The 12,656-nt window shown below is 47.5% G+C and carries 10 protein-coding genes and 2 tRNA genes; 7 read left to right on the top strand and 5 right to left on the bottom strand.

The window, feature by feature from the left end:
* Position 1: 1 nt before the first annotated feature.
* From AAC052_RS07550 to AAC052_RS07540, 3 genes are read right to left on the bottom strand one after another with little or no spacing between them, the layout of a single operon-like run.
* Positions 2-1,228: a selenocysteine synthase gene (locus tag AAC052_RS07550; RefSeq protein WP_339812219.1), complete on the bottom strand. Its 1,227-nt coding sequence runs from the start codon at positions 1,226-1,228 to the stop codon at positions 2-4.
* Positions 1,229-1,280: 52 nt separating this feature from the next.
* Positions 1,281-2,513, bottom strand: a complete 1,233-nt coding sequence (locus AAC052_RS07545; RefSeq protein WP_317491132.1) for an aminotransferase class V-fold PLP-dependent enzyme — start codon at positions 2,511-2,513, stop codon at positions 1,281-1,283.
* 11 nt (positions 2,514-2,524) lie between these two features.
* Entirely contained in the window at positions 2,525-4,201 is a 1,677-nt protein-coding gene (locus tag AAC052_RS07540) for a c-type cytochrome (protein ID WP_339812469.1), read from the bottom strand.
* A 780-nt stretch (positions 4,202-4,981) separates the two neighbouring features.
* Here AAC052_RS07540 and AAC052_RS07535 point away from each other — a divergent pair.
* Together AAC052_RS07535 and AAC052_RS07530 are read left to right on the top strand one after the other, a co-directional pair.
* A complete protein-coding gene (locus AAC052_RS07535) occupies positions 4,982-5,443 on the top strand; it encodes a hypothetical protein (protein ID WP_339812215.1) in 462 nt (153 codons plus the stop codon).
* Between the two features lie 12 nt (positions 5,444-5,455).
* A complete protein-coding gene (locus tag AAC052_RS07530; protein WP_339812214.1) occupies positions 5,456-6,295 on the top strand; it encodes a universal stress protein in 840 nt (279 codons plus the stop codon).
* A gap of 451 nt (positions 6,296-6,746) precedes the next feature.
* Here AAC052_RS07530 and AAC052_RS07525 read toward each other — a convergent pair.
* Together AAC052_RS07525 and AAC052_RS07520 are read right to left on the bottom strand one after the other, a co-directional pair.
* Positions 6,747-6,820, bottom strand: a tRNA-Arg gene (locus AAC052_RS07525).
* 10 nt (positions 6,821-6,830) lie between these two features.
* Positions 6,831-6,919, bottom strand: a tRNA-Ser gene (locus tag AAC052_RS07520).
* A 192-nt stretch (positions 6,920-7,111) separates the two neighbouring features.
* Here AAC052_RS07520 and AAC052_RS07515 point away from each other — a divergent pair.
* From AAC052_RS07515 to AAC052_RS07495, 5 genes are all read left to right on the top strand, one after another.
* Entirely contained in the window at positions 7,112-8,080 is a 969-nt protein-coding gene (locus tag AAC052_RS07515) for a VWA domain-containing protein (RefSeq protein WP_317491129.1), read from the top strand.
* Positions 8,077-8,973: a hypothetical protein gene (locus tag AAC052_RS07510; RefSeq protein ID WP_339812213.1), complete on the top strand. Its 897-nt coding sequence runs from the start codon at positions 8,077-8,079 to the stop codon at positions 8,971-8,973. Before AAC052_RS07515 ends, AAC052_RS07510 begins: the two co-directional genes overlap by 4 nt.
* A gap of 91 nt (positions 8,974-9,064) precedes the next feature.
* Positions 9,065-10,243: an acetyl-CoA C-acyltransferase gene (locus AAC052_RS07505; protein ID WP_339812212.1), complete on the top strand. Its 1,179-nt coding sequence runs from the start codon at positions 9,065-9,067 to the stop codon at positions 10,241-10,243.
* 93 nt (positions 10,244-10,336) lie between these two features.
* Complete coding sequence (locus AAC052_RS07500) at positions 10,337-11,620, top strand: toxin-antitoxin system YwqK family antitoxin (protein ID WP_339812209.1); 1,284 nt, start codon at positions 10,337-10,339, stop codon at positions 11,618-11,620.
* Positions 11,621-11,697: 77 nt separating this feature from the next.
* The gene (locus tag AAC052_RS07495) at positions 11,698-12,645 is read left to right on the top strand and encodes a phosphoribosylaminoimidazolesuccinocarboxamide synthase (RefSeq protein ID WP_339812207.1); all 948 of its coding nucleotides are present in this window, start codon (positions 11,698-11,700) and stop codon (positions 12,643-12,645) included.
* The last annotated feature ends 11 nt before the right edge of the window (positions 12,646-12,656 follow it).

Genomic DNA, 12,656 nt, shown 5'->3' with positions numbered 1-12,656 from the left:
CTTAACCCGCTGCTGCTTTCTCAAGGCCGTCACGGATTCGGTCCGCAACAATTCTTTCCTGTCCGGGACGCATCATCCAGGTGGTGATGCTGACGGAGTTTTCGCCACCACCCGCAACCTCTATCGACGGGTGACCGCTTCGAAGCACATCTTTAAGGCCGTTGCCTGATATTTTTACCTTTTTGGTATCCCATGAAAGATCCAGGGTAGGAATATGGTTGGCAATGGGGGGCACATGAATTTTTATGGTCAGTCCATCGATACCCTTCACGGCGTCAGCAATGAGGTTAATCTGGCCTTCCCACAACTTCCATTCTTTTTCATGGTCTCCATTTACAAAGGCCTCCAATGCTGCCCACATACCGAGCACCTCTTCCTTGTTCACTTTCATGCCCCTGCCGACAGTATTGCCTCTTGGCGGAGCGCTCAACCGTGCCGCCGCTATCAGTTCTTTTTTACCGAGCAGTAAGCCTGCGCTCTGGGGACCTCTCAGACCTTTGCCTCCTGAAAAACATACCAGGTCATAGCCCATTTGGGTGAACTTCCACAGATTCTCCACTGGAGGCACATCAGCCGCACAGTCGTTCATGCAGGGGATATTATTCTCCTTGCCCGTCTTCAGCCATTCTTCTGCATTGATCTGTCCATTAGGCTCATAGGCATTGATAAAAAGCATCAAAGCCGTGTTTTTGTTGATGGCCTTTTTCAACTGTTCTTTGGTCTCCACCTCAATCACTTTCACTCCGCAGTTGCGCACAGCATGGGCGTAACCAATATTGTGAGACTTCTGAATGATGGCCTCTGTTTTCATCCCTGTGCCCTCCAGGTGTGGAATCTGCTCTGCTTTTTTGGGATCCATGCCGGTGAGCACGCCTGCCATCCCGAAAGTCATCGCCGAAAAGGCTCCGGAAGTGACCGTGGCTGCCTCACATTTCAGCAACTTTGCAATTCTCTCGCCTACTTTATCCTGCAACTCGTCGAGCATTACATAATGCTCCGAGGCGTAGTTGTAAGCGTCTTTCATTTCATCTCTTAGCAAAGAGCCAGTCATAGCGGTGTAAGTACCTGCCGCATTAATGAAGGTGCGCACGCCTAACTCGGCAAAGTAATCACGGTAAGGGGCTGCAGGTGCAGCGGCAATGGCTGCAAGAGGCACTCCACCACCGATGATCCCTCCTACAAAAGGCAGGGCTGAAAGGCGTTTAATGAGTTTTCTTCTACTTAGCATAGGTTTGTCGTTTAAATAGGTCTTAATTAAAAATAGGTTGGCTCAGGCATTGTTACACTGCTGCCTGAAGCACTTCTTTGATTCGCCTGGCAACAATTGGCACCTGGTCGGGTAACAAAGTAACCACGGTGATGCGAAGAGCATCGTCTCCGGCAGAGGTTTCAATCCTCGGCTCACCAGCCCTAAGCGCCTCCACTACGTCCTTTGGCTTGATTTTTACCTTGTTCTGATCCCACTTCACCAAAAGCCCTGGAAATACATTGGCCCTGCCTTTAGGCATGTGCATCTCTCCTTTTACCCCGGGCACGGTTTCTACTGTCTTGGTGATATCGGCTACTCGTCCCTCCCACTCCTGCCATTCTTTTTTATGGTCCTTTTCAAGATAGAGCTTCAAGGCGGCGTACATGCCAAATATCTCCTCTTTGTTCACTTTCATGGATCGCCCAATGGGGCTTTCATGAGGAGAAAAATTAAGCTTAGCAGCTTCAATTAAGTCTTTGCGACCAAAGAGCAGGCCTGCGCTTTGTGGGCCACGAATCATTTTTCCACCGGAAAAGGTGACCAGGTCAAAGCCCATCTTTTGGTATTTGAAAAGGTTCTCCACTGGCGGCACATCCGCTGCTGCATCTATAAAAGAAGGAATATTATGACGTTTGGAGATGGCTACAAAATCCTCGTGATTGATACTATCTTCAATGCCATACCAATCGACCGCACCATTAAAGAAGAGGGTCATCACCGTGCGCTCGTTAAAGGCAGCCTCCATTTCCTTTGCATTTTCTACTTCTATCAACTTCACTCCGGCAGTGCGCACCGCCTGGTCAAATACATAGCGATGCTTTTTCTGAATAATCACTTCTGGCTTAGGGCCAGGCAGGTTAGGGATTTGTTTGATTTTATCCATATCCATCCCGGTAATAGCAGCCGCAGTGCCAATGGTAAGAGCACATGCAGCCCCGGAAGTGACCATGGCTGCTTCACATTGTAGCATCTCTGCGATTCGCTCACCCACTTTGTCGGTCAGTTCATGCATGTTGGCGAAGTCGTGTGCAGTTGCGTTAATCGCCGCCATCACCTCAGGCTCCATCAAAGAACCTGACAAAAACGTCATGGTGCCACGGGCGTTGATCAATGGGCGTATCCCCAGCTCTTTGAATAAGTTTTGTGCAGGTTTCGCCGCAGGTGTTGCTGCGGCAACGGATTGAATAGGAATACCACTGCCCACAAACCCTCCTATCAAAGGAAGACTGGCTAAGCGTTTTACAAGTTTTCTTCTGCTTAACATGTTCTGATAGTTTATAATGTCTGTCTTATTTTTTTCACATCTTCCGTGGAAACCTCACTGGCCTCATTTCCAAAGCTTTGCCGGATATAGGTAAGCACCCCGGCCACCTCCTCATCGCTCAAAAAGCTATGCTGTGGCATCACGTTGTTGTATTCTTCCCCATTTACCGTAATGCTTCCTTCCATACCATTGAGCACAATACTAATAAGCAAGCCTTTGTCGCCAACCACCCAGGGCGCTCCAGCCAGTGGCGGAAATCTACCAGAGGCGCCCTTGCCATTGTTCTGATGGCAAGACCCACAATAAGTCAGATACGTCTTTTCTCCAGCCACTTTCACTCCTTTTTCAAGGTTGTCTTCTATCTTATCAGGTGTGCGGATATTGGAAGCGTTCTTACGTTCTTCCATTCTGGCCAGTTGTTCGGTGCCAAAGCTGCCCCTATCTCCCTTGTACATTACCCTCCAGATTTTCCCTTTTTCGGTATCAGAAAAATAAAGTGAGCCATCGGGGCCCATGGCTATGCCCATAGGTCTATAAATGGCATCGCTTACATTAACAACGGGGTCTACGCCAGCAAAGCCATCCGCAAACACTTCCCAATCGCCTGAGGGCTGCCCGTTCCTGAAGGGTACAAACCCAATGAAATAACCCGCCTGCGGATAGGGTGCCCGGTTAGTGGAGCCATGAAAAGCGATAAAGGCACCGTTTTTATAATGCTCGGGAAACTGATCGCCTGTATAAAAGAAAAGATCGTTGGGCGCCCAATGCCCCGGGAAACCCATCAAGGGATCGACAAAATCAGCACAGCGTCCGATGCTATCGCCATCGCCACCATATTCCGGAGCGAGTACCTTCTGGCCTTTTATCTGATCGTAGTAGCAGTAGGGCCAACCGGCGTTGGTGCCTTCTGTCACCCGCAGGAATTCCTCAGCTGGCAGCATGGCGCTTTCCCAGGGACTGTACTTCTGCGCCCAAAGCCGGAGCAGGTCGTCCCGACCGTGCATGACTACGTACAGATTATTGTCTTCAGTATTCCAATCCATGGCCACAATGCTGCGCAATCCCGTTGCGAACTTGGTGCCATCTTTCTGCGTTTGATTTTTCTTGTTAGCATCGAACTTCCAGACTCCACCGTGGTCTTCAAGCTGTGGGCATGGATCCATCCCCGGCATATTGGGCGTTCGCTTTACCGGCATGCAGGCATTCGAAGGCGTGCCAAACGGGACATACATATTTCCCTTATCATCAAATGAGACCACTTTGGCGATGTGCTCATGGCTGCCGTGCTCGTGGTCGTCGGTTAGAATTGTTTCTATTTCAGTATCCGGAACCAGTTTGCCAGGCACCAGCTTCTGCCGATACACCGCCAGCTGGGAGCCGTAGTACAAGTAGCCATTGTATATTCTCATGGCTGCCCCATAGCTTCCGTCATTTTTGTAGTCGCCAAATACCTGAAGTTCGTCTGCTTTGCCGTCACCGTCCACATCCCGCAAGGCCATATTACCACCTTCCTCCTGTGGAAAACGGAGTTTTACATAGATGTCGCCATTGTCGTTTACAGCCATGTGCCGGGTTCTGCCCTTGAGGCTGTCGACCACCACCACAGCATCGAAGCCACCGGGGAGCACAAGGCCACCATTGTCAGGGTCGCCGGGTGGCAACTGCGGGCCGCTGCTGCACGACACCATGACAACAAACCCTGCAGCCAACGCCGACCGGCAGATAAAAGTGATCAATGGATGAAACCATCCCTGTTTAGGTAAGAAGCGCCGTCTAGCCATGTTAATTCATATAGAGTGTTTGTTCAATATATAAAAAAACATTCTAAAATGATGTTGTGTGCGGACACAATTATTCAAAAGGCAGTATAAGAGGTTTGACGAAAGGAATCTCACTCACACAGTGTGATCGCTTCGATCTCACGTAACTGTAATACCTTATATATTATAAGGGGTGAATGAAAAGCCGAGAAAATCCAACACATAGAGAGCAGCGGCCTGCAATATTGATCACCTACTTTCAATGCAAGTATCCGAAGAATTCGATCATCTGTTTTTTTTTTCATCTACTGGCCAAAAAGCACCAAAAACACCTCAGTCAAAATCATAGCTATAATCCACTTCATTTATAGCTATGATTCACCTCAAACATAGCTATGTTTCGACCCAAAGATGGCTATGTTTGGAATGAATGATAGCTATCTTTTTGAGTAAGCGTAATTTTCCTCCCGGAACTCATTCCTCAGCACACAGTAAATTTCTCTCTGGTAAGTCCAATCCCGGGAAACATAACACCTCTCCTACTCCCACCCCGCCCAAAGGTTGCTCATCAGGCAACTCGTCTCCACGTGGCCATTACACGGACAAAAGTGACAAAAATTTGCCTCCCATAAGACCTACGTCATAGCAATGGTGAAAGAGAATAAGAATCTTTAGTCAAGCAAATTCAATGACTAAAAAACCAATATTATGAGCACCACAGTAAAAGAATCGGCAATAGGCTCCACACAAAATACCGGTAAAGATTTTTGGAGTGAGCAATATGTAATGGCAGAGCGCTGGCAATCCGACCTGAAGTTCGATAAGGATGAATTGCGGTTCCTTAAGAAACTGATTGACAAATATTTCTTGTGGCTGATTGACGAAAAGCACCTTGAAAGCACACAACAAGTAGCCAGCAGGCTCTCCCATTTTGAGAGAAATACTCTAGCAACTGAAACGAAAGTAACTAAGCACATGCATCATTTGGTAGCGTTTATCGAAAACCCTTCGCTTCCTGATGCGTCGGCCTGTGAAAACGAGCATAACACCGTTAAAAAGGCTTTGGCTGACCTGCAGATGGAACTACGGGCGGTAAAAAAAGAGGTGTTTCAAATAGCGGAGCAGGCAATTGACTCCAGTAAAGCCCAGCGACTGCTTTCTTCCACATAAGAAATAGAAGCCATGAAAAAGATACTTGTTCCCTGCGATTTTTCCACACCAGCAGTTCACGCTTATAGTTTCGCATGCCAAATGGCAAGAGAAGCGCAAGGTGAGGTGTTTGTCATGCACGCCTTCGAGCTTCCGTTTTCCTACGAATCGACCTTTGGAGTACAACCCTATATTTTCGACATGGAGCTTCTTAAATCTATAGAAGACAAGGCAGAAGAAAACTTCAAGAAAATGAGAAAAGCTGTAGGCAAAGCGGTAGAAAACCAGCATTTCGAGGCCTTATATGGCAGCATTACCGGTTCAATTCTCGACCAGATTCGGGAGAAGAACATTGACCTGGTAGTAATGGGCACAACAGGAGCCAGCGGACTCAGGGAGGTTTTGATTGGCTCCAACACCGAAAAAGTAGTTCGGTTTTCGCCAGTCCCAGTGCTTTCTCTAAGAGAGGGCCACGAAGCTTCCAACATAAAAAACATTGTATTGGCCAACTCCCTCGAACTTAACCAGAGGAAGTTTGTGGAAAAGGTAAAAGATCTTCAGGCATTTTTTGGAGCCAAACTTCACATACTCTATATCAACTCGCTTGCTCGCTTCAAGCCCGAGGAGGAAGCACAACTTTTACTGGAAGATTTTGTAAAGCACTATAAACTTGAGAATTACACGCTGAATATCCGAAATGCTCCTTTTGAAGAGGAAGGTATTATCCGATTTGTGGAGCAGACAAAGGCAGACATGCTGGCGATGGCCACCCACAGTCGGCGAGGGCTGGCTCACCTGGTTTCCGGCAGCCTGGCAGAGGACATTGTCAACCATATTGAATGTCCTATCTGGACTTGTACGTTAAGGGACTGAGGCTGATGCAAACAAAAAAAGCCTCCAGTATCAACTGAAGGCTCTAAATTTTCTTCGTGATCCCATCAGGATTGGATCGGGGGCGCCTAGCCGTGAGACCTACTGCTTAGAAGACTAGGCGTCCCCGACTAGGCGTCCCCGACAGTGGCTCTACCCGGGATCAAGCAATATTTCTGGGGGATTAATTCTTTTGACAAGAGTATTATGTCATTACATAAAGAAGCAAAAGGTCCAAGCCTAACCCGGCCGGGCGAGACGCATTGAACCAGTTTTGCTTCTTTATTGTCTATCATTCGCCAAATGGTACAACGTAGTTTCAGCGTCTTACTCCCCAGATTTTCCGATTGATCCTCTATCCGGCTGACCGTTCACGAGTATATTACCGAAAAGGTAAAACGTGCAAACACAAAAAAAGCCTCCAGTGTCAACTGAAGGCTCTGAATTTTCTTCGTGATCCCATCAGGATTCGAACCTGAGACCTACTGCTTAGAAGGCAGTTGCTCTATCCAGCTGAGCTATGGGACCTCAATCAATGCGGAGAGACCGGGATTCGAACCCGGGGTACCGGTTACCCAGTACGACAGTTTAGCAAACTGTTGGTTTCAGCCACTCACCCATCTCTCCATAGGTCTGTTCTGAAAAAGAGTTGCAAAGATAACGGACATTTTCTGACGGAAGCAAACCTCAGCCCTAAAAAAATGATATTCTTTTTACCCTGTTAAAAAATGTGAATTGCTAGCCTGCCAGCGTTCATTTTATATATTTGTCCCCACTTCCGGTGTTATAAAAGCTGTGGCATTGCCCAAATAGTGTTGTATGAGTTGGTATCAGTCGTTTGGATTACTTGAATTAACGTTTTGCCTCGTTTTTGGCATCCTCTACCTGGCCTACCTGGCCCGGGTGCTTTATGTCGCCAAGGCAGTGGGAAGCTCCTCCAAAATAGTGCTAAGCAAAGTCATCCTCCGGTCAAGCTACTTTCTGCTCTTCATTGTCGCCCTCATGGGGCCATCCTTTGGCGACAGCAAAAAAGAAATCAAGTCGGTTGGTAAAGACATCTTCTTCTGCGTCGATCTCTCTGTGTCTATGGATGCATTTGACGTACAACCCACGAGGCTTGAGAAAATAAAATTCGAGCTCAAAAACATCACCGATGCGTTCAACTCCGACCGGATGGGCATCATCATGTTTTCGAACGAAGCTTTCATGCAGTGTCCGCTCACTTACGACCAGTCGGCACTCAACATCTTCATCGAAACGCTCAACACCAGCCTTGTGCCCAACACCGGTACCGACTTTGGCCCGCCACTTCGGATGGCACTTAGCAAGCTGAACGACGATGAGTCGCCCCTTACCCAACAAAAATCGAAGATTATTATACTGATCAGCGATGGAGAAGATTTTGGAGAAGAAACCGACCAGATTGCTCAAGAAATAGAGCAAACAGGTATCAAACTGTTCACTTTGGGCGTTGGTACAGACAAGGGCAGTAAAATACTAAGCCGAAGAGGCTTTAAAAAAGACAATCAGGGAAATGACGTAGTGACCAGGCTTAACAGCAACTCATTAAAAGACGTCGCCACAAAAACCGGCGGCAAGTACTTTGAGATCAATGAAACTAAAAACGACGTTTCGAGATTAATAAATACAATCAATGAGATCGAAGGTGAAATGAGAGATGCCCGGCAGGTTGACGTTACGGCCAACAGGTACTATTATTTCCTTGCCATTGGGCTGGCTCTTTTCGCTCTCGATTACCTCATTTCAGTGAAAACCATGAAAATATGAAGGCATTAGCAGGCATTTTATTGGTGATAGCGGCCATCATTCCGGGAGTGAATGACATCGCCACTGTTAACAAACTGAAGAAAGACGCAGAGAAAGCTTATCTGGCAGGAGACTATGCCAGGGCTTCTCAAGCCTACACTATACTTACCGACTCGTTGGGTGTACTGGAAGACAAGCTATTTCTTAACCTCGGCCATTCTCTCTTCCAGCAGGGCGACTCAGCCCAGGCGTTCAGTCAGTACCAGCGCCTCATCAACACCAAGGAGAAAGACCTGAAGTCGCTGGCTTATAACCAAATGGGCATCATCAGCAACAAGCCGGGCGACAGAAACACTGCGTTAAGCTTCTTTAAAGAGGCGCTAAAGGCTGACCCTACCAATGAAGAAGCCAGGTACAACTACCAGCTGGTGAAACGCCAGATAGCCGAAGACAACGAAAAAAATCAAGACGACCAGCAGCAGGACAAGGAGAAGAACGAGGAAAAAGAAGACGAGAAGAAAGACCAGCAGAACCAGCAGGATAAAGATCAGAACAACGATCAAAAGAACGAAGAGCAGAAGAAGCAAGACCAGGAAAAGAAAGATCAGGAGAGCGAGAACAAAGAGCAGAAAGACCAGGAGCAGCAGAGCGAAGAGCAAAAGAAAGAACAAGAAAAGAAGGATCAGGAGCAAAAGAAAAAAGAGCAACAAGACGCCGAACAGCAGGACAAAGAGAACAAAGACGGTGAAAAGCAGCCTCCTCAGATCAATCCCGATAAGCTGAAGGAGATGAACATCTCAGAAGAAAAGGCCAAAATGATACTTGAGGCGATGCGAAACAGCGAGATTCAGTACATTCAACAGAACAAGCGGAAAGGCGTTAAAAAACCAGAAAGCGGAAAGCCCGACTGGTAAAGCCCAGGCTGTAGTCAACAGCCAGGCTGACATTGTTATAAGAAAAGCCGACCAATACACCCCAATTCATTAACCCGAAAATTATATCATTATGCAGGAAGTAGTTATCGTTTCAGCAGTACGAACACCCATTGGAAGTTTTGGAGGCGCTTTAGCTGGCTTGTCTGCCACTCAGCTTGGCTCTATCGCCATTAAAGGTGCGTTGGAAAAGGCTGGTGTTGGTGCAAAAGAGGTTGGTGAGGTATTCATGGGCAATGTCATTTCGGCCAACCTGGGACAAGCTCCCGCCCGTCAGGCGTCGCTGGGTGCTGGCATCGGACAAAATGTACCCTGCACCACCATCAACAAAGTGTGCTCGTCAGGAATGAAAGCGGTGATGATAGGAGCACAGTCGATTATGACCGGTCAGAACGAAGTAGTGGTTGCGGGTGGCATGGAAAGCATGACCAATGTGCCTTACTATATCCCCAAAGCACGGTATGGCTACAAATATGGCCACGGCCAACTCATAGATGGCCTCATGCATGACGGACTATGGGAGATTTACAATGGTTTCCCTATGGGTAACTGCGCCGAGAATACCGCTAGAGAAATGAAGATCACCCGGGAGGAGCAAGACGCCTATGCCATCAACAGCTACAAGCGAGTGGCAGCCGCTACTGAAGCCGGTTATTTCAAAGACGAGATTGTTCCTGTTGAAATCCCCCAGAGAAAAGGAGAACCGATTTTAATGAAAGAGGACGAGGAGTTCAAAAATGTGAACTTCGACAAGATACCTGGCCTGCGCCCTGTGTTTGAAAAAGACGGCACGGTAACGGCGGCCAACGCATCCACCATCAACGACGGCGCTTCCGCCCTGATCATCATGAGTGCGTCCAAAGCCAAAGAGCTTGGGCTTATTCCTATCGCCAAAATCAGGGGCTTTGGAGACGCAGCGCAGGATCCATTGTGGTTCACCACCTCGCCATCGCTGGCCATCCCTAAAGCGATGAAGATGGCTGGCGTCAGTAAAAGTGATGTCGATTTTTATGAAATTAATGAAGCCTTTGCTGCAGTGGCGATTGCCAACAACAGAAAGTTGGAGTTGGATCCAGCCAAGGTAAATGTGTTTGGTGGCGCTGTGGCATTAGGGCATCCACTTGGCTGCTCCGGCGCTCGGATTATCACCACGCTAAACAGTGTGCTGCGTCAGGAAGGTGGCACCATTGGCGTGGCAGGTATTTGCAACGGTGGTGGTGGCGCTTCCGCCATTGTCATTGAAAAAATTTAGCCCGTAAAAAATGAAAGTGGCGCCGCAACGTTATCAAGCGGCGCTCATTTTAAATTCGCTTGATGCATGATGAAAAACTGCCTTTTATTTAGCATGCTTCTCCTTCCTTTGGTTGTGGCCAGCCAAACCAAAATCACCACCTATCACGACCGGATCAAAGGCCTTAAAAACGAAGAATACTTTGTTCTGAATGCCGACAGCAGCCTAATAGACGGTAGGTATCTTAAATACAACCCGGAGGGCGTAGTCATCATCGAAGGCGATTACGTAAAAGGGAAGCGAAATGGCACGTTTTTTAACTACTACGACAACGGCAAGCTGCAAAGAGAAACCATCTACATCGATGGCTTAAGGCAGGGGGAAACAAAAGTGTATCACCCCAACGGCAACCTGCTTCAAATCGCCGTCTTTAAAAACGACACGCTTTCCGGACAAATTATTTCCTATTACGAAGATGAGGTCGTCAAATCCTCCACTGAATTCAAAAGCGGCAAGCCCGATGGTGAGGTAGTGAATTACTATCCCAGCGGCGTGAAGAAAGAGGTGATCCATTACCAAAGCGGGCTACAGGACGGTGCCACCGAAACGTTCTACGAAAACGGAACCAAAGAAACGGAGGCCTATTATAAAAAGGGGAAGCTGGATGGGCATTTCAAAACCTACTATCCCTCAGGTACCCTAAAAACTGAAGCCTACAATGAGGCTGGATTGCAGAATGGCACCTATAAAACCTACTATGCCAATGAGCAGTTGGAGTATGCCGGCACCTACGTACAGGGAAAACTAAGTGGTACTGCAAACGCTTTTTTTGAAGACGGAACGCCCTCCCAAAAGCTGGTGTACAAAGAAGGATCCCGGGTAGGGAAAAACTACACGTACCATCCCAACGGCGCTGTGAAAACGGCAACTGACTACTCCAACAACGAGAAAGACCGCACCATTGAAGAGTTCAATACCTCAGGTCAGCTTCTCTCCACCAAAACCTACAAAGAGGACGTCCGCTCAGGGCAGTGGACAATTTACAATATTGCCGATGGATCATTCGTCAGAGAAAACTACGTCGACGACAAGCTTGATGGCAAAAGGACAACATATAGTTCGAAAGAGATTATAACGGAGGAAGCCGACTTCAAGAATGGCAAACAGCATGGATTGACAAGAGGCTACCACCCCAATAAAAAAACTGCTTACGAAACTTACTACGAATACGACAGGAAGCACGGCTCCCACAAAGCCTTTGATAAGTCAGGCGACCTTATAGAAGAAGGAAACTATGTGAGAAACCTGAAAAATGGCACATGGAAATATTACGATCGTAAAGGAAGGCTGGAAAAGACGGTTACCTATAAACTGGGCAAGGTAATCAAGGAGCAATAGCCCGCCATCTCCTCACTGCTACATTTCAAAAAAGAAAATTTTTTAATACGCCACCCATCCATAAATTTGTCACCCTTATGGAAGCCCTCAAGGAAACCCAATTTCAATTCCCCGGCGTCACTGGCAAATACAAAGGCAAAGTGCGGGACGTGTACTACCTCGACCAACTGATGATAGTAGTTGCCAGCGATCGCATTTCAGCGTTCGATGTCATCCTTCCGAGGGCCATCCCGTTCAAAGGACAAATCCTGAACCAAATTGCAGCCAAGTTTCTGGCACTAACCAGAGATGTGGTGCCCAACTGGGTAACCGCAGTGCCTGATCCCAATGTCACAATTGGTGTGAAGTGCGAACCCTTCAAAGTAGAAATGGTGATCAGGGGCTATTTGGCCGGACATGCCTGGAGAGAATATAAATCAGGGAAGCGTCAGGTTTGCGGAGTGCCTCTTCCCGACGGGCTAAAAGAAAATGACAAGCTCCCCTCTCCCATCATCACACCCACTACCAAAGCCTCAGAGGGTCACGATATGGACATTTCCAGGGAGGAAATCATAGCGCAGGGAGTGGTATCGGAAGCTGACTACATGCAGCTGGAGAAGTATACGCAAGCGCTTTACAAAAAGGGTTCGGAGTATGCGGCCTCGCAGGGACTTATTTTGGTAGACACCAAATACGAATTTGGGAAGCACGACGGCACCATCTATTTAATTGACGAAATACACACACCGGATTCATCCCGGTATTTTTACGCCGATACGTATGAGGCAATCCAGGCAAAGGCAGAGCCTCAAAAGCAACTCTCAAAAGAGTTTGTGCGGCAGTGGCTGATTGAAAATGGATTTCAGGGTAAAGAAGGTCAAAATGTGCCGGAAATGTCAGATGAGGTAGTAAACTCCATCTCACATCGCTATATTGAGCTTTTTGAGAAAGTAACAGGCGAAAAATTTCAGAAACGCAGCTATGCCGGGGTTGAATCAACCATAGAGTCGAACGTTTTGAAGAGCCTTAAAGAAATTAGTAAGTAGAAGTAAACACA

This window comes from uncultured Imperialibacter sp., assembly GCF_963974565.1.
Lineage (GTDB): Bacteria > Bacteroidota > Bacteroidia > Cytophagales > Cyclobacteriaceae > Imperialibacter > Imperialibacter roseus.
This window is presented reverse-complemented; position numbering and strand designations above follow the sequence as displayed.